The organism is Hallella multisaccharivorax DSM 17128 (genome assembly GCF_000218235.1).
Taxonomy (GTDB): domain Bacteria; phylum Bacteroidota; class Bacteroidia; order Bacteroidales; family Bacteroidaceae; genus Prevotella; species Prevotella multisaccharivorax.
Genome location: NZ_GL945017.1, coordinates 13,478 through 35,963 on the forward strand (window position 1 = coordinate 13,478; position 22,486 = coordinate 35,963).

The 22,486-nt window shown below is 43.9% G+C and carries 13 protein-coding genes and 4 pseudogenes; 5 read left to right on the forward strand and 12 right to left on the reverse strand.

Annotation, left to right across the window (positions count from 1 at the left end; translation table 11 throughout):
* Positions 1–5: 5 nt before the first annotated feature.
* From PREMU_RS00355 to PREMU_RS14365, 5 genes and pseudogenes are all read right to left on the reverse strand, one after another.
* Complete coding sequence (locus tag PREMU_RS00355; RefSeq protein ID WP_007572232.1) at positions 6–251, reverse strand: acyl carrier protein; 246 nt, start codon at positions 249–251, stop codon at positions 6–8.
* 13 nt (positions 252–264) lie between these two features.
* Positions 265–1,683, reverse strand: coding sequence for an AMP-binding protein (locus PREMU_RS00360; protein ID WP_007572233.1), 1,419 nt, complete (start codon positions 1,681–1,683; stop codon positions 265–267).
* 1,095 nt (positions 1,684–2,778) lie between these two features.
* Positions 2,779–3,108, reverse strand: a complete 330-nt coding sequence (locus PREMU_RS00375) for a cupin domain-containing protein (RefSeq protein WP_007572234.1) — start codon at positions 3,106–3,108, stop codon at positions 2,779–2,781.
* Between the two features lie 295 nt (positions 3,109–3,403).
* Positions 3,404–5,524: a M3 family metallopeptidase gene (locus PREMU_RS00380; protein WP_007572236.1), complete on the reverse strand. Its 2,121-nt coding sequence runs from the start codon at positions 5,522–5,524 to the stop codon at positions 3,404–3,406.
* Positions 5,525–5,708: 184 nt separating this feature from the next.
* Positions 5,709–6,628, reverse strand: a pseudogene (locus PREMU_RS14365) (IS66 family transposase).
* A 621-nt stretch (positions 6,629–7,249) separates the two neighbouring features.
* Between PREMU_RS14365 and PREMU_RS00390 the strand changes: the two are divergent.
* Both PREMU_RS00390 and PREMU_RS00395 read left to right on the forward strand, forming a co-directional pair.
* Positions 7,250–8,236, forward strand: coding sequence for a peptidase associated/transthyretin-like domain-containing protein (locus PREMU_RS00390; protein WP_007572240.1), 987 nt, complete (start codon positions 7,250–7,252; stop codon positions 8,234–8,236).
* Between the two features lie 385 nt (positions 8,237–8,621).
* A pseudogene (locus PREMU_RS00395) lies at positions 8,622–9,836 on the forward strand (IS4 family transposase); the annotation flags it as partial.
* 93 nt (positions 9,837–9,929) lie between these two features.
* Here the strand turns inward: PREMU_RS00395 and tnpC are convergent.
* The 7 genes and pseudogenes from tnpC to argS form a co-directional block, all read right to left on the reverse strand.
* Entirely contained in the window at positions 9,930–10,703 is a 774-nt protein-coding gene (tnpC, locus tag PREMU_RS00400) for an IS66 family transposase (RefSeq protein WP_007572243.1), read from the reverse strand.
* Between the two features lie 144 nt (positions 10,704–10,847).
* Positions 10,848–11,162: pseudogene (gene tnpB, locus PREMU_RS00405) on the reverse strand (IS66 family insertion sequence element accessory protein TnpB); the annotation flags it as partial.
* Complete coding sequence (locus PREMU_RS00410; RefSeq protein WP_007572245.1) at positions 11,156–11,530, reverse strand: hypothetical protein; 375 nt, start codon at positions 11,528–11,530, stop codon at positions 11,156–11,158. The pseudogene tnpB and the gene PREMU_RS00410, both read right to left, overlap by 7 nt.
* A gap of 309 nt (positions 11,531–11,839) precedes the next feature.
* Positions 11,840–12,004, reverse strand: coding sequence for a hypothetical protein (locus PREMU_RS00415; protein ID WP_156803922.1), 165 nt, complete (start codon positions 12,002–12,004; stop codon positions 11,840–11,842).
* A gap of 90 nt (positions 12,005–12,094) precedes the next feature.
* The gene (locus PREMU_RS14010) at positions 12,095–14,287 is read right to left on the reverse strand and encodes a chitobiase/beta-hexosaminidase C-terminal domain-containing protein (protein ID WP_007572247.1); all 2,193 of its coding nucleotides are present in this window, start codon (positions 14,285–14,287) and stop codon (positions 12,095–12,097) included.
* Between the two features lie 149 nt (positions 14,288–14,436).
* Positions 14,437–14,929, reverse strand: a pseudogene (locus tag PREMU_RS00425) (ribonuclease H family protein).
* A 4-nt stretch (positions 14,930–14,933) separates the two neighbouring features.
* Complete coding sequence (gene argS, locus PREMU_RS00430) at positions 14,934–16,739, reverse strand: arginine--tRNA ligase (RefSeq protein WP_007572249.1); 1,806 nt, start codon at positions 16,737–16,739, stop codon at positions 14,934–14,936.
* A gap of 560 nt (positions 16,740–17,299) precedes the next feature.
* Here argS and PREMU_RS00435 point away from each other — a divergent pair.
* Genes PREMU_RS00435 through PREMU_RS00445 form a run of 3 tightly spaced genes read left to right on the forward strand, consistent with a single transcriptional unit; the run spans position 17,300 to position 22,322 of the window.
* Entirely contained in the window at positions 17,300–17,500 is a 201-nt protein-coding gene (locus PREMU_RS00435; protein ID WP_007572250.1) for a helix-turn-helix domain-containing protein, read from the forward strand.
* Between the two features lie 27 nt (positions 17,501–17,527).
* Entirely contained in the window at positions 17,528–20,515 is a 2,988-nt protein-coding gene (locus PREMU_RS00440; protein WP_007572253.1) for an Eco57I restriction-modification methylase domain-containing protein, read from the forward strand.
* Entirely contained in the window at positions 20,499–22,322 is a 1,824-nt protein-coding gene (locus tag PREMU_RS00445; protein WP_007572255.1) for an Eco57I restriction-modification methylase domain-containing protein, read from the forward strand. Before PREMU_RS00440 ends, PREMU_RS00445 begins: the two co-directional genes overlap by 17 nt.
* Positions 22,323–22,486 lie beyond the last annotated feature (164 nt).

The following is a 22,486-nucleotide window of genomic DNA, read 5'->3' on the forward strand; positions in this document are numbered from 1 at the left end:
GATGGTTATGCATTACACTTTTTCACGATAGTGTCAATCATATCGCCAATATTCTTCATTTTGATGATGTCGCGCAGCTTCAACTTGATCTGCCATTGACGTTCAATTTCGCTGATGATCGTCATGTTGGTCAGTGAGTCCCAATTGTCAATGTCATCGGTTGTCATGTTGTCGGTGAGTTTGAGATCCTGCTTGTCCAATACTGTCTCAAAAATACCGCTCAATCGAGAGCGTACCTCTTCTCTATCCATATTTATAATTACTTTATTTCACGATTTCCCCGATTCTTTTCCTATCTGTCTTGTTGTTTGCATTCTGAGGGAATTGGGGTAAATACACCACCTTAGCTGGAATCATATAGGAAGGCAGAAACTTTTTTAAAAACTCCAATAGCTGATTTTCATTTCCATCGTCCTCTTTCTCCACAGCAAGCACCAGTTTCTTATTGGGTGCTTCTCCAACTGCTACAGCTACAGCAGCAATTTTGTGGTTGTAGAATCGGCGTGCAACTTCCTCAATCTCGCTGAGCTCTATACGATAGCCCTGTATCTTCACTTGTGAATCTTTACGTCCAAGATAGATGATATTGCCATCATCAGCATACCGGCAGAGGTCGCCTGTCAGATACCACCGCTCATTGCCATACATGAAGAAGGCTGCTTTGTTCCTTTCTTCATTTTGCCAATAACCCTTTGTCAACTGCTGTCCTGAGAGACACAGCTCGCCTTCCTGCCCTGAATCTATGGGCTGAAGGTTTTCATTTACAATCATTGACCGTGTGTGTAGCATGTCCTTGCCAATGCTCACAATACCGTTGTGCCCGCAAATATCGTTCTGGATTTCATATGCAGTGCAATAGATGGTATTTTCCGTCGGTCCATATACATTCAATACACGCGCCTGAGGCACTGCGTCCAACCATGCTTTGGCATCCTCTATCATAAGCGCCTCTCCACAGAACAGCGAGTAGCGTAGCTGTGGAGCATCTATCTCGTCCATATACGGTCTGAGATAATGGACCACTGACGGCACCATCAGGGTCATAGTGAGCTGGTATTCATCGAGTAGCCTGAATGCCTCTTGCCATTTAAGCCCGCCCAGCCCTGCCGTGTAAACACATGCACCGGCGAGCAATGGCGGCAAATAACTGCCCAGAGAGAGATCAAAGGTGAGATCAAACATCTGCAGGCAATGGTCCTCAGTCGTCAAATGGATGCCCAACCCCACAAAAGCCTCTATGAAAGCCTCAAGACAACCGAAAGTGATGGGTACTCCTTTCGGTCGTCCGGTACTGCCAGAGGTAAAGAGTACATAGGCATCGTGATTCACATCATAAGCTGCAGGCTTTGAAAGCAGGGAACCGGTGGTTCCTTTAAGGCGAGCTGTAGCAATTGTATTTTGATGGGTATATCTTGTTGTCTCACTTGAATCTAAGATCGTATGAATACCCACTTGCTCAACAATGTCAAGGCAGCGTACCAACGGTTGCATCGGATGAAGAGGCACGTAGCACTTCCCTTCCATCCAGATGGCAAGGATGGAGGCGTAGGTATTGAGGTCATCATTGGATACCAGTCCAATATATTGCTCATCGATAGTCGCCAATGCATTTCTGATAATACAGACTCGTTCAGAGAGTTGATGATAAGTATAGAAAGTATCTCGAATGCAAAATGCGTTCATTTTGCTGTTTGTAGACAACGAACTGAATAAGCGGCTGACAAAGTTTGTTTGTAATTCTATAACCATGCCTAATAAAGATGATCCTATATCTTCTATTCCAATCCTTAAAATAACTAAGAGCAAAGTTACAACAGATATTGTAGATACTGACTTATGAAATCGACAAACCGACCGAATAGGCGTGTTAAGCGGTAAAAAAAGGCAGTGAACTGAAAACCGGTGCTTGTAAGAGAATCATTTGTCTTTTTTACTTTGGTTTTAGAATTGAATGGTAGAACGATTAGTTCTATGCTTGAAACTCAGATCATTGACCATGATAATATTCCATTTCAATTATTCTTTTTGCCACTTCGCAAGGTATTGGTATAAAGACTTGGTATATAATCTTTATCTTTCCTCTATAATATAAAAAACTGAAAATAAATGCCTGCCAAGGTAACTCAAATGCCCGATGTTGGCTGCTTCGCTCCATATTAAGATTAAGCACGTACACAGACCTGTCTCCAAGTCTGTATAAACGATAATGATACTTTCCTCTTCGAGCTCAGGGCTCACACTGGGTTCCATCGCCGGACATGTCGTTGATTAATTTGCAAAACGAGGTTATATGCCATCACAAAGATAATAACCTTCTCATGTCCGGTATATCGTGTCATCCGTTTTTATAGGATGTTTCGATTCTGTCGCCGAAGTCCTTGTACCGGACGTTCTGGCTGAGGATGTGCCATACGCAGGCAGGCATCTTTCGTGCAATGGCTACCTGTACTTTCATCTTGTTCTTTCTGTGGAAGGCAAGCACAAGGACAGCGAAGGAATGGATCGATCAGGCGCTCATCACTATCTCCAAGTTACAGCTTAAGCACAGTAAGGAACCGGTTAATTGGATAGCTGACGCTTTGAGCTTTCCTAACTATAGCCTTTTCAGCAAGTTTCTCAGGCACCTTACAGGTAATGACACTGATGCAATACAGGGAAACAAATTGAATGGTGGCGTCTCAATAAATATCTCAAACAAAATTTGACAAGACCGCATCTGTTACACCAGTGATGATGCACAGATGCGGTCGCTGTCAGGATCTGAACTCTATTGATCTGCTATGCTGCGATGACAGACAGCAGCACCGTGAAGCGCTTGTTGGCATGCAGACTGTGCTTGGCATTGGCAGGCACAATTAGCAGTTGTCCTTTATGAGGATTGTAAACCTTACCTTCGATGGTTACCTCTGCCTCGCCGTCGAGAACATAGAGAGTAGCCTGGAAAGGGACACTGTGCTCTGCAATATCAGTACCGGCATCAGCGGCTTTCAGTTCCACACCACCGCCTTTGACGAACGTTACCATCTTCTCCACAACCTCACCAGGCTTGTAACCAATCAGACTCTTGTAGTCGAATACTTTCTTTGTCTCAATACCTTTTGTTTCCATAATTGTATTTTTTTGTTACTCCTTGTTGTTACAGTTTGTTGTCACTTCCTGCAAACCCATCTGCAAAGACCATACCAAGCAAATCTTTCCATGTTCGTGGGGTAACAAGTGTTATCAACCAGGCAAAAAACAAGAATGAATAGGGGTCACTTTGGTGACCCATACGAGTAGTTGTCAAGATTCCCATCTTCGGTTATGGAGTAAGTTTTCTATATTTCTACAAGGTTTTCCTTATTCATTTTGCAGACATTAGACAGAATAAGGGTGACCTGTGTGGTCACTCTTAAATGATAGTTTACAATCCTCTCGCCTTTAGCAGGGCTTGGGCGTCAGGTTGTTGAAATCCCGTAAACTCAGTGAAGGCTTTCATCAGATCGACAGTGTAACCGCGACTGAGAATGATATTGCGCATTTCATCGCCTGTTGACCTTTTCAGCGCGCCTTTCTTTTGGAATGCCTCGGCAATGTTGTCAGCAAGCACCTCTGTCCATAGATAACTGTAGTAACCAGCAGCATAACCGCCACCGAAGATATGGTTGAAATAGGAAGAAGAATAGCGCGGCGGCACTTGCAAGTCGAGTAAGTTGACAGCTTTCAGTGACTCGTGTTCAAAGTCAAGTGCTTTGTCTGCGGTGGGCACCTTGGCTGCCGGGAGCATATGCCAAGCCAAGTCAGCACATGTGGCTGCAAGGTTTTCACCCAAGGCATAGCATGGTTGGAAGTTGATGGACTTCAACATTTTTGCTTTCAGCTCAGCGGGCATGTGCTCGCCTTGAGCATTGATGGCGTAGTTGTCGAAAACTTCGTCAATAGGTGCAAAGCTCTCGTTGAACTGCGACGGCATCTCCACGAAATCGCGTGGTACTGCTGTGCCAGACAGACTGTTAAAGCGGCAGTTGGAGAGTATGCCATGCAGGGCATGACCAAACTCATGGAACATCGTGGTGGCTTCATCCCATGTAACATAGGATGGCTGGCCGTCGGGAGCCTTGGCAAAGTTGCAGACGTTGAAGATGACCGGCTGTTGTTTCCACTCCTTACTTTGTTTGGCAAACGAGCTCATCCAGGCGCCACCGCGCTTGGTGGGACGGCGAAAATAGTCGGTATAGAATAGTGCGAGAGGCTTTCTATCTCTGTCGAAGACTTCAAATACTTTCATGTCTGCATGATAGGTGGGAATATCCGTGCGCTGCTTGAACGTAAGACCGTAGACTCGGTTGGCAGCATAAAACACACCTTTGACCAGTACACTGTCGATATTGAAATACGGCTTCACTTCATCGTCAGAGACATTGAGCAGCTCCTTTTTCATCTTCTGCGAGTAATAGAAGCGGTCATAAGACTGTAACTTGAAGTCACTGCCTTCTGTCTTCCGGGCATAGGCTTCAATGTCGGCAGTTTCCTTATCAGCAGCGGGACGATAAGCCGCAATCAGGTTGTTGAGAAACGCATATACGTTTTCGGGTGTCTTTGCTATGGTCTTTTCCAATGAGTAGGAGGCATAATTCTTATACCCCATCAACTCGGCCTTCTCTGCTCGGAGATTCGTTATTTCCACTACGATGGGGAAGGTATTGAACTGTCCGGAGCCATCGGCACGATGGATGGAAGCCTCGTAGACACGACGGCGAAGGTCTCTGTTGCTGAGACTGGCCAGTATGGGTTGCTGTGTGGTGTTGATGATGACGATGGCGTATGGCGCCTTGCCTCCACGGCTTTCTGCATCTTTCTTGCACTGGGCAATATCGGCATCGCTCAGGCCAGCAAGCTCTTCCTTGCTATTCACCCATACGACGGCATGGTTGGTAGCTTCAGGAAGCAGGTTGCCCCATTGTTGTTGCAAATCAGAGATGCGGTTGTTGATCAGTTCCATCCGGACTTTTTTCTCTTTTGAGAGAAGTGCCCCACTGCGCACAAAGTCTTTGTAGGTCTCCTCCAGAAGGCGTTTGTCTTCACCTTTAAGCCTTGTATATTCGTGGTCGTAAACATACTTGACGCGCTCAAAGAGCTTTTGATTAAATGAGATGTCATTTCCAAGTTTGGTCAGCTCAGGGGTGATGGCCTTCTCAATAGCGGCTATCTCGGGTGTCTTGTCAGCACTTGTCAGACAATAGAAAACGCTGGAGACACGGTCTAAAAGCTTTCCACTGTTTTCGTAAGCCAGAATGGTATTGGCAAACGTAGGCTTCTGCTTGTTGACAACAATGGCGTTGATGGCTTTGCGTTGTGTGGCAATGCCTTGTCGGAGAGCAGGAAGATAGTACTCTGTCTTGATTTTACTGAAGTCAGGGGCACCGAAGAGCAATGAGCTCGGATGAAGCAACGGATTGATTGCTGTTGAAGATTGAGCCATAGAAAACATGACGACGGATGATAATCCTAACGTGAGCAGGGTCTTTTTATACTTAGCATTCATCGTGTAAAAATTTGGTTAATTAGGTTACAAAGATAATTAAAAAAATGAGGAGCATACTTGAAAGTCATTCTAAATTTATGTTATTTTAGTTTATTGTCATTATAAGACCTGTTTTGTAACTACTCAGTCTTTTTCAGCAAGCCATCCAGTAACTATTCAGCAATAGCCATACGCCATGTCCATCCTATAATGATAGGATGGTGCTGATAGCATTGAGTTGTGACCGATGGTTCTTCCATGCCGTGTCTGCGATGGAATGTATTGCAAAGAAAGCATCTGCTCCACTGTCAGACCTGAATGTTCGGGAGATTTTCTGCTTTATCTTCAGTTTTCGGATTCCCCGCTCGCTGGCATTGTTGTCAGATGGTATTCTCGGATTCTCCAGAATGTTGAATATGTAGTCTCTGCATTTGAAGAGCCCCTTGCGCATCCTTTCGAAATGGTCTTTCAGATGGAGAAGGTTGGCTTGCAGCAGGATGTCTAATTTTTCAAGCCACGCTTTCTTTTCTATTACATCCGCAGGATGCTCGTTCCTTTCGTGGATGGCTTTCCGCAACAGGCCTGCTACGTCTTTAGACCCATTCTGTGTGGGGTCAAGCTCGGTCAGATATTCAAGTTCGCGCAAAAGATGGGCGTGGTATACTTGGTGGTCAAGGAAGTTGAGCGCGAAATAAGCGCTGTGCCTGTCTGTGACGGCTACCATGTTCTTCAGGGATTCGCCGAATTTGTCCTCAAGCACTCTTGAGGAGCGTCCTGTCGCCCGGAAACAGAGTGTAACGTATGCCGTCTGTGCTATCCATGCCCAGTCCAGTTTCTTGTTGTTGTAACATCCTGATTCGTCAAAGCCCACGACAGCGGATTTCTTCCGCATTCCTCTATCACATCAGGGACTGCGACCAATTCCTTCAGATGCCCTTCATGTCCCGGCTGTCCGCCAGGCTTGAGTCCGCTTTTCTTCCGCAATGACTTTGTGCGTCGGACCACCTCGTCTTTCATGGGTTCCTTGGAAGGTGGCGTGCTGCTGTTGTTCGAGTTCTTCTTTGGCCCCTCGTATTTCTCCAGCTGTTTGCGCAAGGTATGGTTTTCAGCCTGCAATTTTTCCACATTACGGCGCAAGTTGGCATTCTCCGTACGCATCGCATCCATACCCTCTCGCATGGATGCCATCTCCGAAGTCAGCCTTTTAAGTGCTTGCGACATGTCCGTAACTTGCTCTTTCATAGGTACAAAGATACGAAAAATATCTGAGATATGCAAGTAAATAGGTGTGTATTTTCCTGACAATAAAGACTTTCTTCATTGCGGACAACCGCATTCAAAGGTTGATGGGTAAGTTTGTACTAAGACAGAACTTGTCATGAACAATATTGCTGAATAGTTACTATGAATCTTATGATTGTATTAAATACTGTAAAATGAAATTTATTTGCATTCTGACTGATTAATTTTGCAAGCATAAGAGGTCGACAACTTGCAAGAATTATTAACTAATTAATTAACATCAAAATGAAAATGAGAGTTTTATCTGAGAATGAGATGCGCTCAACTTGTGGAGGTGGCTTTATCAACATCCTTACAATAAGAGGAGCTCACGATGGGGTTAAAGGGAATACTGAGATTTTCCTGTTTGGCATTAGAATCTATCACGGGAAAAATGCCTAATCATTAAGTCAATGTCGTAGGAAGTCTTTCGGGCTTCCTACTTCCCACGGATATCTAATAAAAATGAAAAGACTTTTATCTCTTATTTTTCTATATTTTTTAATCATTAATAGCTTTGCCCAAGTAAAGCTGTTAGATGCAAATACTCATAAACCAGTAGAATTTGCTTCTGTATTTAACGGCAAGGGTTCTTTATTATCTTCCTCAGATGTACTAGGAGTAATACGCATTCCTTATGGTGTTCATAAATTGTCTGTCTCTCACGTGGGCTATGAAAACAAGGCCGTGGACTTAGATACCTTAACACATGGCATCATATATATGATGCCAAGAGTGCAGATGCTCAACGAAATTGCAGTAACGACAAAGCGACCTGAGTATGCTGTTTTGAAATGCTATTTCAGGTGTCCTCAATTTTTCAATTCTGAACTTGAATATTATTTTGAGGGCAAAATAATCTATTTTGTAAAACTGAAGAATGGGCGCGTAGACCACCGTATTATCGCTTCCAAGTATCTTGCTAATGATAGTGTTCGGAAAATAGAATTGAGTGAAGGCAGTGCATACTCTTATAATCCATCTATACCGTATTTAGAGTTTAACGCTCTATCTGACAAAAAAGAAGGTTATATAAAGGTTGATACCTCATCTGTTTCAGAAATAAGATACGCTTCCGACAAGTTATATCCAGACACTGTCGCAACGTTTAGATTTGGTAAATATATAATTCATCGTAAAAAGAACTATTTGAATGAGGTCTATAAACGTAGTGAGGAGCCTTTAACTTATTCAGATCTGCTTTCTTACCGCCAGTCGAGGCAGATGACTATTGAATATAAAGGTGTTAACAAGGTCTTTGATCAATGGGAAGAAGTGCATGTTATAAAAGCTTTCCTTATCAATAGAAAAGAAAGAGAGAGATTGCAGAAGCAAGACAAGGAAAGTGTTGATTTTGATGTATTCAGGGCGGAAAACTCTATTCCGTCGATTAATAATAGTATTAAAGATCGATTGTGCTTTATGCGACCCTACAATCCAAGTAAAAAATAACAGATCAGTATATTGGAAATTATCATTTGTCTTTTGGCTACTCCCTGATTTTGAGATTCTGAGTTTGCGTCAATGCCTAAAGGTCCTTCGCAGAAAAACTGGTTCTTCCGTTAAATGAATAGATAGGCTGTTGTATATATATTAAAAGAGCTGGTATTATGTATCTTTGTTTGTAGTGCCCAAACTCCAAGAACATGAATACCAGCATAATGCAAAACGCCTTAGGCGTCTCCCGACAGGAATGTCAGGATATGCGCTACGAAGGTAATGAACTAAAGTTTCCCACCCTATATAAAGTGGTATGAAATAACAGTTTCTCGATAATTTTTAGTAACTTTGTAGTGTCCGATTACATTGATTACCAATAAATTAAAGAGGAACTGTTATGGATATAAAATTAAGCAATTTCAGTGAGATCTCCAAACTCTTGAGTGTTAAAAGTAAGATGAGCACTGATATTCTCAACCTATTCTCCAAATTTGGGCTTGGCCATCTGCTATGCCGTTTGTCATTAGAGAAACATGATGGCATATCTGCAGTTCAGCTCATTCTTTCTCTTTGCCTTTTCCGAATCAACGGAGAGACTATTCATTCTATGTACAGGAAAGGCTTCTATGGCCTTCTTGAGACCGGCAAGAACTGCTACTATCGTATGCTGGAACGTCCTTCCATGGATTGGCGTCGGCTTATGAACTACACTGCGATTCGTTTCATGTGCGTTCTTCGAAAGAATGGCATACAAACAGACAATGAAAATTCATGTGTAATTATTGACGACACCACATTGGAAAAGAGCGGAAAGTTCATGGAGCATATAACGAAGGTCTTTGACCATGTAAAGAGAGACTACGTTCTCGGCTACAAGCTGCTCTTGTGCACATTCTTTGATGGAAAATCCACATTGCCTTTCGACTTTTCATTACACGAGGAGCTCGGTAAGAAAGGTGATGGAGGAATTGGAAAGAAGCAGCTCAGACGGAGGTTCTCAATACATCGTGACAAGAACAATCCTGATTACCAAAGAGAACAGGAATGCAGCATGAGTAAGTTGGACTGCGCTATAGAGATGGTAAAACGCATGTGGAAATGTGGTCACCATCCGCATTATGCATTGGCAGACAGTTGGTTTGCCTGTGAAGACTTCATCACATCCATAAGGAATATTGCTGACGGTGCTATACACTATGTGGGCCTGGCAAAAATGGGCGCCACCAAATATTTAGTCAATGGCAAGAAGAATAACGCAGAGGAATTGGTTGCCTTATGCAGCAGAGAACATACACACATCTGCCGCAAGTATAAATGCCAATACATAGCGCTTCGAGGATACCTGGGCAGTCTTCCCGTCAGAATTTTCCTTATCAAGTACGGACATAATGAGAGATGGAATATCATGCTAACCACAGATACCTCAATGCCGTTCATACGCGCCTTTGAACTCTACCGGATACGTTGGAATATTGAAGTTGTCAATCGGGAAACCAAGCAATATCTTGGACTTGGGACATATGCCGGTCGAAACCTCAACGGGCAGATTGCTGACGCTGCTCTTTGCTACATAACATATACGATGATGGCTTTAGAAAAGCGAATGTCTGATTGTAAACGTCTTATTTTCCGCCACGCCCAATCACCCGGCTGTTTTTCAGCCGGTTATGTGGACTAAGCAAAAAAATGATTTTCCAAGTTTAACCTATATTTTAATATAACAGGGCAGTAATTGCCGCTTATCATAGGTTTCATGGCTGACTATGCACTTGAAGAGCTTCTCAAGGTATGTCTCAGGATTGATGCCGTTGAGCCTGCAACTTTCCGTAAGCGAGAAGATGACGGCTGTATTTTTGGCAGCATCCTCACTTCCTATATTCTGGCAGTTCTTCAAGTTCAGTTTTACTGGTTTCATTCTCTGTTCACAGAGATTGTTTGAGATCTGCACTCTGCCGTCCTTGATGAAGTTCTCAAGCGACTTCCACTGATTGAGCATATAATTGACAGCATTGCTCATCATCTCGTTTGCCATCAGTTTCAGGTCTGTCGACATCAGTACGACTCTGTCATGTATCCGCCTGAGTATTGTCCTGGACCGTCGTTCCCGTCTTACTTTTATCTGATCGGGTGATAGCTTCTGAACTTTAAAGGCAAGTTCCAGTCTGAAGAGCTCTGCTATCATATTGATGATCTCCATCGCTCTTCGGTCACTTGGAAGAGCATCAATGAACTTTCTTCTTGCGTGAACCCAGCAACCGATATGTACGATGCCCGGGTGCTTCTCTGCATCATCGAAGATACTGTAGGCGATGTAGCCATCTGTTGATATAAAACCACTGAAGTCCGTCAGGAAGTCAACAACTACCTTACGGGCACGGCTACCACTCTCATAGAGGTAATAAACGATTTTCTTCAACTGAGCGTAGAAGGCCCAGAGATATTTCTTCCTGTAGCTTTTTCCTCCGTTTTCATCCTTCACTCAGACAGGCTCTGTCGTCTCGTCTGTCATAATGTAGTCAGTGCTGATGACCTCACGTCTCATGCTATCCTCCATGTATTCTCTAAGGATTCGCAGACCATTCTGCATGTAGCGGTTCAGCGTGGCTTTGCTGAAGTGAAGGCCGATTACGAGGCTCTCAGTGAGATAAGCCATGTCCGACCAGCTTATTTGGTAGCTGCGGGATAATTCGTCGAATACGGGCTTCTTGAACTTTCCCTGAACCGGACGCTTTTCATAGAGAACATAGAAACCACGCTCATAATGCAACAGCTTTACAATCTTACGTGACTTCGACATGAACATGTAGACAATAGTCGTATCACCTGGATCCATGGACAGCTCTGTCCGTATCTGCTCGCAAAGGCGGAAGATACCTTTGCGCATGTCAACGTTACCATTGAACAGGTAGTATTTCAGATTCGCACTCAGTCCTAACATGTCCCTATCAGTTTATTGAGCATCACACTCAGGTCGAGTACGTTGGTATTTCTCAGGAAGATGTTGGCACCACTTGTCAGCTGGAGCTTCACCCATTTGATAGGCTCTGGAGCTGCAGGCTTTACCGGCTGTATCTTGACGGTTGGCTGATTGCTCGGAGTGCCGACTATTTGGACGCGGGCCGTATTAGGCTGCTTCACCTCTACGGTCTTCCCGAGCTTCTCATCCCATAGCTGATGGCGCTGCCAGTTCATAAACTTGTCATAGTTGACACCATACTCGGAGCAGAACTCCTTCAGATCCTTAGTCTCACTGCACAGCTGATACAGGTCATAGACTTCCTGATAATTGACTCTTTCTTTTGGCATAACTTTTCTGTTTTAAAGTTGATGCCGCAAAGGTAATAATTTTAGGAGCCGGTGTCAAGGCGGAAAATAAGACGTTTACGTTACGAAGTGGGGTATAGCCGTCTCATAGAAGAAATCATTAGGCACTGGCTGCTAATGGTCGCCAAAAGGTCGCCAAAACGACGTAACGCCAAAACATATACAGCTTATAATCAATACATTACAACGATACAAGATATCCCCAGTCGGAGTACATTAAAAAAGCCAAGGAACGACTTAACTCCTTGGCTTTCCCTGTGCTTATAGTATGTGTTCTGTCAATCTTATGGTTTACTGGTTCTCGTCGCCTTCGTCCCAGAAGAAGGAGGGTTTCGCAAGGGCATCCGGGCCATAGACATCCGTTGTCGGGTTCAGTCCTGTTTGTGTAAAGCCGTTACCCGACTGTTCCAGGCCTTTATCACTTGAGTTTGCCATTATGGGAGATTCTATGTCCATTGCCTTAACATATACGACCGGTGCTGAATATATTTTTTTCATAGTCTTAAAAACTTGTTTGTCATCGGCGGTTCTGTTTGTTGACTGCTTTTATCTGACGATTACTTTCTTGCCATTCAGGATGACAATGCCCTTATAGCTTTTGCCGGTGCGCTGTCCGGCAAGGTTATAACGCATGTCACGCTGAGGCTTGCCGACAACGGTATTGTTGATGCCAGTCGTGGTGTTGCCGAGAGCGTAGAAGGCCTTGGCCGCCGTCGTGTCCTTAATATAGATATAACCTTTGTAAGCGGGCAGCATCTCTCCTGTTGCCATTGGATAGAAACCACAAATATTGCCGACTTTGGTAAGAACATAGAATGTCTTAGCGGTAGTGATGGATTTGTCGGCATAATCGAATTCAAGGTTGTTGCCGGTGAGCGCATCGGCACTCTCGGTATGGTCGAGTGTGTAGGTACCTTCGTTGCCTTTCAGTACGACCGCCGTGTTTCCGGGAATCTTCGTTACCGGAGAGAGTGTGATGGTGTTGCTTGTGGCGTTATATTTTACAGTGTAGGCCTTCACGCTTGCATTGGAAAAGTCTACTGGACGGCGGCTTACATAGGTTGCCCAGCCAGTGGTTGTGATAGTTGTAGTTTCCTTACCTTCTGTCAGGCTCAACAGTATGGCATCTTTCAGCTCCTTGACATTATTATATGTGGTAATGGTACCGGCAACGATGACTTCGTCACCACGCACTATCTGGTACTCGTTTGTGATGTCAGTGTCATTGAGATACTTACCGTGGTACACTTCGAGCGTAGAAGCAGAGGTGCCATCGTCAGAGAGGTAATAGTTCAGATTGGTGTAGTTGCTGTTGTATTTTTGTGTTTGGGCCACTATACCTTTTACATAGACAACCGTATTGTCGGTTTTTGCCAGGGCATCTGCCACGGTGGTAATTTGCTTTTCGTCTACCTTGGTAAAGCTTATTTGTGCTTCTTTGCCAGCCTTTCCGTTGACATAGGCCACGGCAGTGACAGTAGCGGTCTTGTCGAGTGTGAAAGCGCCGCTGTAAAGTGTGTTAGCAGTGGTAGGTTTGGTACCATCAAGTGTATAATAAATCTTTGCATCGGCATTGTCGCAAGAGATAGCCACTTGCGTATTGTTTAGGAACAGGCTTGTGCCGGTGATTACGGGTGTACCTATCTGAGGCTTGATGATATTGGTTATCTGGCTGCCTTGGGCTATTCCCAGTGTTGTGTTCTTATAAAATGTGGGAGTGCCCATTACCGTTACTGTCCATCCGGCTTCCAAATCGGTTACGGCAGTGAACTTGTCCCCATTAAGGCCAAGTCCATTATATACTTCAAGCTCACTCGCTTCATTGCCGTCATCAGAGATGTAGTAGTTAAGCTCACCGTATGAGCTGTCCAGTTCGCCCACCTTAGAGATGATGCCTTTCACATATATTTTGCCCGTGGGCAGTACGTTACTCTTGTTGAGCAGAATAAGGTCGGCCACGGTGTAGGGGTTGGCTTCCATACCATCGCCTGTTGTCTTTGGACCGACATTGATGGTATAGCTGGCTTTCGACGGCTCATAAATGTCGTTGCCTGCGAAAGCGGCGGTTACCTTCACCGAACCTGTCTTGTTCTCGTTAAGAACGACTGTACCGTTGCCTGTGTCTATCGTAGTGAGGTCTGTGTTGTTAGGGTCAAGGGTATAAGTGACGGTAGCGTCGCTGATGATGTTGGTGCCATCCATCACGATAGCTTTCTGTCCCTTGAAGTTTTTGGCATCGTCTGAGCCTTGGGTAAAGGTGTAGCTGGGAGTAGCGAAAGACACCGTTGTCTCTTTCTTGGTATCTTTTCCAATTGTCACCTCAATTTTCTTGACCCATACAGGATTGGTTTTGGGTGTAAGTGTAAACGAATTTGCATCGCCCGCCCATGTCCCTATAGAGTCAAGGTAAGAGTATGTGCCTGTACTTGGTTCTCTGAAACATCCAGGTCCATGTCTGCGGTCGCCAATCGCATCACACGTAAACACGACTTTTGTGATATTACCTACAGTGGAGGTGAAAGTGACTGGATAATTCTTGTAAAAACTGTATTTGGCAGTATTGGCCAGTTCACAATGTTTTGTTACAGCTTTTATTGTTACTCCATCTTTGGACAAAGCGGCATCTTTCCCTAAGTCTTTTGTTGCATCAAATGTGACAGTCTTTGTCTGAGCCATCGCTCCCTCCACTCCTGCAATCAGAAGAAGTAGGGTCAAAAACGAAAGTAGAGTTTTTCTCATACAGCGTTGTTTAAAGTTTTTATAATATATTCTCGTTTTTCTCTTTACTTGCAAAAGTAGCCAAAAATATCCATAAAAGCGTTATAACAAGATTAAAAAGATATTATTTTTATAAAAACTGTTTTCTTGCTGCTGTTGGTTTTTGAGTCTTATTTCTTCTTGGAATCAGCAGGGATATCGCCCCATTCCTTAGTCTGCCATTGAATGATGGGAGTGGTGACATTGTGTGTACTGAGTCATCGTTCTGCACGGGTGATAATAGTGAAGAGGGGTTCGGTGCCGCTCACCGCGTTCCAATTTTGTCTTACACTGTTTCTTTTTCACCCATAGGATGGCGTTATAAGAGTCGGAGTAGATAGTTTTATCGGTGATGCCTTGTCTTTCCATGAGGGCGAGGGCATGCACGATGGCAAGAAACTCCCCGATGTTGTTGGTGCCGTAAACTGTTGAGCCATCGGGGTAGTAAGGTCCGAAGTGGAAAACTTGTATACCGGTGGCAAGGTCAACATCTTGGTATTCCATCGGCCCCGGATTACCGGAGCAGGCAGCGTCAACTGCCCATGCAGTGCCCTTTACCTCTAAAGGCAAAGGGAGCACTGTGTCGTGGCGATTTCCAGGTAGATTCGTTACTTCGTCTTTCATACCTTTACATACGTTCTGGAACTTCTATCCCGAGGAGTTCCATAGCATTCTTGATGGTTTTACCCACATTGCGGGCGAGCTTCAAGCGGAAAGACTTCTCGGCATCGGTGTCGGCAGAGAGGATGCTGTAGTCGTGGCAAAACTGGTTGAAGAGCTTCGTCAACTCATAGGTGTAGTTGGCGATACCTGCAGGATTGTAGTTCTGCCCCGCATCAGCCACAGCCATCTTAAAGGCATCCAACTTCTGAATCAGCTCCACCTCCTTGATGTTGGGAGCATAACCGGTTGCACTGTCAGTCACGTTGTCTTGGCTTTTTCTCAGTATCGACTGGATACGAGCATAGGTATATTGAATGAAGGGTCCAGTGTTGCCGTTGAAGTCGATAGACTCGGCAGGATTGAAAAGCATGTTTTTGCGGGCGTCGACTTTGAGAATGAAATACTTCAGTGCGCCAAGACCGACAATGCGGGCTATCTCTTGTTTCTCGGCTTCAGAGAATTCTTTCGATTGCCCGTGTTCCTCACTTGTCTTACGAGCATCGCTGATCATGGTATCAATAAGGTCGTCGGCATCCACCACGGTACCCTCACGGCTCTTCATCTTACCGTTGGGAAGCTCTACCATGCCGTAGGAGAAGTGGACAAGATCCTTGCCCCACTTGAAGCCGAGGCGGTCGAGAAGGATGGATAGTACCTGAAAGTGGCAATTCTGCTCATTGCCCACCACGTAGATAATTTTGTCGATAGGATAGTCGTTAAATCGCATCTCGGCGGTGCCGATGTCCTGGGTCATGTAGACCGTGGTGCCGTCGGAACGGATGAGGAGCTTCTGATCGAGGCCGTCTTTGGTGAGATCAGCCCAGATGCTGCCATCCTCTTTCTGGTAGAAGAGCCCTTTTCTGAGCCCTTCCATGACCTTGCGCTTACCTTCGAGGTAAGTGTTGCTCTCGTAATAGATCTTGTCGAAGCTTACGCCGAGAGCTCTGTAGGTCTCGTCAAATCCGGCATAAACCCAAGCGTTCATCTTCGCCCAGAGGTCGCGGATTTCCTTGTCGCCGGCCTCCCATTTCACGAGCATATGGTGGGCCTCCTTGATAAGCGGTGCTTCCTGTTCTGCTTTTTTCTTGGCGTCGTCTTCGTTCATACCCTCGGCGATGTATTTCTTTTCCAGCTCGGTGCACTCCTCTTTATAATGTTTGTCGAAAAGCATGTAGAAGTCGCCAATGAGGTAGTCGCCTTTCTTGACAGTCGACTCCGGTGTACATCCATTGCCCCACTTTATCCAGGCAAGCATCGACCTCATAATATGGATGCCGCGGTCGTTGACAATGTTCGTCTTTACCACGCGGTTGCCGTTGGCCTCAAGAATCTTTGCGAGGCTCCATCCGAGGAGGTTATTGCGTACGTGTCCGAGGTGAAGCGGTTTGTTTGTGTTGGGTGAAGAGTATTCCACCATGACGAGGGGCGATTCCTTTGTGGCGGCTTTCTCGCCATAGCGTGGGTCGCGGTCGATGTCATCAAGGAGACCCAGCCACGCCTTTGGAGCGATGACGAGGTTGAGGAATCCGCCGACGGCATCGAATGCAGCCACAGCTTTACAGTTGCTCACGAGCTTCTCGCCAATCTCTTGTGCCGTGTCCTGCGGCTTCTTGTGCGACATTTTTAGAAATGGAAAGACAACGAGCGTGAGGTTACCCTCAAAGCCAGGCTTTGTCTTCTGGAGCTGTACTATCTTCTCCGGTACGTCCTGACCGTAAAGCTCTTTCACGGCTGCTATCGCTGATAAGCTGATTCCCTTCTCAATATTCATGTACTCAACTTTCGCAAGTGAATAAAAAGGTCAAAATTGGGTGAATAAAAATAGCTAAAGGCTTCCGTAAGTCGCTGAAAATCAGTATCTTTGTAGTGTCAACGAACAAAGCACCAAATACCTTTAGCTATGCGCAAATTTAGATAAAATTCCCGAGTTATAAGCCAGTTAAGATAAAAAACCGAATAGATTTCCTCCCGCTGTGGCTATAACAAGGAAAATCAAGGCCGGCATACGCCCAATCCTATTTTCCGTGCTCTAAGTCACAATTATTTGCTATCTTTGAGGTCTTAATTGTTTAACCCTCTAAAAGTTAGGCTTATGAGAGCAGTATGTGGTCTTGACGTTCACAAAGATAGTGTTTATCTTTGTATTTTGACCGGGGAAGGCGAATTAATCGAGAAAGTTTTCAGAGTTTTATCTTATCAATAATTCATAGATACCCGACCCTATAGACTGTCAGAACTACGAAAGTAATATATTTAGTTAATTTTTAGACGGCAAAGGCTCTTATCTCGTTTTTTCACATTATATTTGCGTAAAAATATAAGTTCTTAAACATGCAATGTAAAGATTTAAATAGATTAAAAGTGGTTCTAGTCGAAAAGAAAAAGACAGGGACATGGCTTGCTGGTCAGCTAGGTGTTACGCCTGTCACTGTCTCGAAGTGGTGCAATAACATCACCCAGCCCACTCTGCCAACACTTGACAAGATAGCAGAACTGCTGGAGTGTGAGAAACGTGAACTTATAACAGAGTAGATGGCAGCAATTAACAGATTACAGTCATTGGTAGAAAGATTCCAAGCTGCAAAGACAAACTTGCAGTTAAAGAACTCTTCGGAGGCTACGATACGTGCTTGGATAGATGAGCTACTATCCATCTTTGGTTGGAATGTACAAAATACCCAACAGGTGCAGACAGAGCACACGCTTGGGCGCAGCGAGAGAGAACGTCTCCATGGAATAGGCTCTACTAATACGAGACCGGATTACACATTGGTTAACGGCAATGTGCCACTGGCATTCATAGATGCCAAAGGCCTTAATGTGGATATAGAACACGATAAGGATGTTGCGTTTCAGATACGTTCATACGGATGGTCTATTGGAGCACCGTTCTCCATCGTAACCAATTTCGGGCAGATGGCAGTCTACGATTGTTCTGTTATGCCAAATGTAAACGAAGGAGCCGATTTTGCCAGGACATTCTTCTTTACCTGCGACCAATATATAGAAAAATTCGAAACGCTACAGGCTATACTTCTAAGGAGTAATGTTATAGCAGGAAACGTTAGGCTTGCTCATGGAAACGGGAACGCTCTTGACGAAAATTTCTCTATTATGCTGGGCGAAATACGCAAGGAACTAGCTAAAACAATCATCAAGAACAATCAAATAGACAGTATAAGCACTTTAAGCTACTATGTTCAAATCATCATTAACCGTGTTCTTTTCATCCGTGTGTGTGAATCCCGTGGGTTGGAGGTAGATGGACTTTTGAAACGATTCTCAGAGCGAAATTTCTGGACTGAGTTCAAGAAAAGTTCATACGCAGACTTCTACGAACATTACGATGGACCTATGTTCAAGAGGATCCCGCCGCTCCAAAGTCTGTTTATAGATAACGAAGTGTTTGAACATTTCTTGCAAAGCCTATATTATCCTTCACCATATCGGTTTGATGTAATCCCGCTAAAGACACTAAGCGACATATACGACTTGTTCCTTGGCTATCAACTTGTGGTAGATGGAGAAAAGGTAACAGACGAGTTGAAGTCTGAGTTCAAGAAGAGCAATGGGGCGGTTACAACACCAGTCTCTTTGGTTAATCGTGTCCTCAACTGCACGTTAACATCCCCTGTTATTGAAAGCCTGACAATACCACAAATTCTACAATTGAAGATTGTGGATATTGCCTGCGGAAGCGGCGTGTTTATCGTCGGTGCGTATGATTGCCTCGTTAAGTTGATAGAAAAGAGGTTATCTCTTGGTGAAGAGGTGGATGACGATTTTGCCATATTGTTGAATGGCAAGCACATTCTTACCATTGAGGGAAGAAAGGCCATTATCAGCAACTGTCTTTATGGTGTTGACATCAATCCCGAAGCCGTGGAAGTGGCAAAGATGGCACTTTCGCTAAAGCTCATTGATAACTATGCACTTAAAGACTTCGGAAAAGTAGGCATACTTGGTTCTCAGATACTCAAAGGTATTGGCAAGAACATACGTTGCGGCAATTCGTTGGTTGGTTCAAACATTGAAACCTTGTACCCATCCATATTAGGAAACCTGCATGAACTACAGGCTACGAATGCATTTGACTGGCAGACCGAATTCCCTGAAGTCTTTGCAAAAGGCGGCTTTGACTTTGTTGTTGGCAATCCTCCATACGTGGAGGTAAAGAACTACAATTTGGAACTGCCCTACATGGCCAGTTATATAAAAAAGGTATATAGTTCAAGCAAGAACGGAAAGATTGACCTCGCCATACCTTTTATAGAGCGTGGCGTTAACCTGCTCAACCAGCACGGAAGACTTGGTTACATCATTCAAAAACGTTTTTTCAAGACAGACTATGGCAAGGGAATTCGTAAGTTGCTTACATCCAACGAACTGCTTAACGGAGTTTATGACTATGCAGAGACCGACCTGTTTGCAGGAAGGATAACGTACGTAGCCATCATCGTTTGCGACAATAACAGGGATAACAATCATAATATATGGTATGTCAAATCAAGTGACAAATCAAGTCTTCTGCTTCCGTCCAAGTCCTTGACTGAAACACCTTGGAACTTCGAGAATGCGCGACTCAACGCACTCAGGCTAAAACTGTCTGAGCAACTTGGTATGCTTAAGGACATCTGCCATGTGAAAGTTGGTCTCCAAACGCTGTGGAACGATGCTTACCAAATAATTACAGACAAGGTTGAAAACAGTCTTATCTATGGCCATTCTATAATTGATGACAACGTTGTGATTGAGGAAAATGCTTGCAGACCACTTATCTGCAATGAGCATTTTGCACCTTTGACAAAACGACTTTATACCACATTTGCAGTTTTTCCCTATTCGGTTACGGATGATGGAGAGGTAACGGAGTTGAGCATAGATGATTTTTCTAAGCTATACCCAAAGGCTAGTGCATACTTGTCGAAACACAAGGACGTGATTTGCAACAGTGTCGAGACGCTTCCTCAAAAAAACAGCGCATACAGCCAAAACGAGTACTGGCATCTGTTCACCCGTGTAAATAATCATGGTGCTGTTTACGAAAAAATATGTGTCCCAATGACGGCGCAATACACTCAGGCTTCCGTCATCATGGATAAGCATGTCTACTGTGACAATGCCAATATGTTCTTTATCCAAGTTGATACTATAGATGAAACTCATCTATACGCGCTTGCGGCCATCATCAACTCAACGATCTTCAACTCCTTTGCACGCTCTATCGCCAATCCTCAGCAGGGAGGATATTACAAGTTCAACAAGCAGTTCCTTGACCCTGTGCCTGTGCCCAAAGAAGCTTTCCTTAATGGTGACAAGAATATTCAGAAACTATCCAAAATAGCGAAGCGGATAGAGAAGCTGAACGAGCAAATCAAGAATGGTCTGGGCACACAGACATCCGGTCTGCTACTCTCTTTGCAGAACCAGTGGCAACAGCTTGATAAGGTGTGCGATAAATTATATGGCATAACGAAGCCGGAGAATAAGGCTTTGCTATATGCCACTCCACGTAAAGACAGAAATCCCTATGGAAAAGAAGATTAGTACAATTATACAGAAATATGCTGACAACGAAATATTGTTTGACAAGCTTGTAGTGTCATCTTGCTGCCAATTCTATAATATTGAGATTGGTACAGGTTACCTTGCTGCATTTACGCCAGAAGAACAAGACCAATTGACTGACGACATAGACTCGCTGGCCAAAGATTGTGACATAGAAAGCGTAATAAACATTTTCGAGCAGGCTATCCCACAAGACGAGAAGACTGCTAACGGTGCAGTGTATACTCCAAGATACATACGAGATTATATAGTCAATCAGGTTTATAAAGACAAAATCAAGGATGTAGCGAATTGTCTTTGCGCTGACATAGCTTGCGGGTGTGGCGCATTTTTATACACATTGGCCGTTTACGTGCATCAGCATGCCAAAATACCGTTTTCGGCCATATATCACCATCTATATGGTATTGATGTCAGTCCCACAGGCATTGTTAGGGCTAAGATTCTTCTTGCTTTGCTTGCTAAAATAAACCATGAGGATGTTGAGGTAGACGATTTCCGTCTGTTCTGCGGTGACACTCTAACTTTCGACTTTACATCCATGCAAGAGGTAAAAGACAATGGGGGATTTGACATCATCGTCGGTAATCCTCCGTATGTCCGCTCCAAGCACATTGACCCTTGTGTTAAGCAAAACCTTGCTCTTTGGAATACATCCAAAGTCGGCAATGCGGATTTGTATATTCCTTTCTTTGAAATTGGGATGTCGGTACTCTGTGACACCGGCATACTCGGTTTTATTACTGTAAACACTTTTTTTAAGAGCGTAAATGCACGATCTTTGCGAAAGTTCTTTACGGCTAACCAATTTTCGCTTAAGATTATAGATTTCGGTGAACAGCTTGTCTTCAAGAAGAAACTTGCATACACCTGTATTGCTTTTGTCTCAAAGAAAACAAGTTGTTCACTACAATACGCTAAAGCAAGTGTGGAAGAGGTGAAGTATAATACTCATATTGACTACAGTTCTATAGACTACACTTTTTTGGATAATCATAAAGGATGGCATCTTAATAAGAGTAATGTGTTAGAGAATATTCAACGGATAGAGAATGCAGGAGTAGCTCTTGGTGACAAATATGTTATCAAGAATGGCATAGCTACACTTGCCAACAATGTGTTCATTTTTAAGCCGAAACGTGAGGACAACAGCTATTATTATCTGGAGAAGAATGGTGAGGAATGTCCAATAGAGAAAGCAATTTGCAGGGACGTAATCAAGCCTAATATCCTAAAGTCGGAGGCGGAGATACCCGAGAAAGAAGAGAAAATAATCTTCCCATACGATACTCAATACAATGTAATTACGGAAAGATTGTTTAAAACTGATTACCCATGTGCATATCAGTATCTTGAACCATGTCGCCCCATCCTTGATAAGAGAGACAAGGGCGAAGGAAATTATGGAGCGTGGTATGCTTTTGGACGGACGCAAGCTATATCGGACAGTGGGCGAAAGTTGCTGTTTCCTTACATCAGTGATTTCCCCCATTTTATATACACCCCACAGAAAGACATGCTGATTTATTGTGGATATGCTATATACAATGATTCTGAGACAGAGTTGTTGTTTCTGAAGCGTCTGCTTGAGTCCTGTGTCTTTGACTATTATATGAGGAATACTAGTAAGCCGTACTCCACAGGCTATTACTCATATGCCAAGAACTATGTGAAGTCTTTTGGCGTATATCCTTTCAGTGAGGCCCAAAAAAGATATATTTTATCGTTACGCTCTAAAACAGAGGTTGACAATTATGTAAAGCAACTTTATGGTTTAGTAATTTAAGGCATAAGTGATAATTGAAAGAGGGGGTTAGAAACTTTCTATTTGCGTTGCAAAATATGAATAAACAATATCGTATAATTCCAGAGATATCAACCATAGGCATTGAGGTTAATGAAATGCGCACACGCATGCAAGAGTGCGCTGCTAATAAGCAAGTTATCCTC

Bases quoted from the DNA above. Each gene is read 5' to 3' on its own strand.
- PREMU_RS00390 (WP_007572240.1), top strand. From the start codon at position 7,250: ATGAAAAGACTTTTATCTCTTATTTTTCTATATTTTTTAATCATTAAT.
- PREMU_RS00445 (WP_007572255.1), top strand. From the start codon at position 20,499: ATGGAAAAGAAGATTAGTACAATTATACAGAAATATGCTGACAACGAA.
- PREMU_RS00375 (WP_007572234.1), bottom strand. From the start codon at position 3,108: ATGGAAACAAAAGGTATTGAGACAAAGAAAGTATTCGACTACAAGAGT.
- PREMU_RS00380 (WP_007572236.1), bottom strand. From the start codon at position 5,524: ATGAATGCTAAGTATAAAAAGACCCTGCTCACGTTAGGATTATCATCC.
- PREMU_RS00435 (WP_007572250.1), top strand. From the start codon at position 17,300: ATGCAATGTAAAGATTTAAATAGATTAAAAGTGGTTCTAGTCGAAAAG.
- PREMU_RS00415 (WP_156803922.1), bottom strand. From the start codon at position 12,004: ATGGACATAGAATCTCCCATAATGGCAAACTCAAGTGATAAAGGCCTG.
- PREMU_RS00355 (WP_007572232.1), bottom strand. From the start codon at position 251: ATGGATAGAGAAGAGGTACGCTCTCGATTGAGCGGTATTTTTGAGACA.
- PREMU_RS00410 (WP_007572245.1), bottom strand. From the start codon at position 11,530: ATGCCAAAAGAAAGAGTCAATTATCAGGAAGTCTATGACCTGTATCAG.
- PREMU_RS00360 (WP_007572233.1), bottom strand. From the start codon at position 1,683: ATGAACGCATTTTGCATTCGAGATACTTTCTATACTTATCATCAACTC.
- argS (WP_007572249.1), bottom strand. From the start codon at position 16,739: ATGAATATTGAGAAGGGAATCAGCTTATCAGCGATAGCAGCCGTGAAA.
- PREMU_RS14010 (WP_007572247.1), bottom strand. From the start codon at position 14,287: ATGAGAAAAACTCTACTTTCGTTTTTGACCCTACTTCTTCTGATTGCA.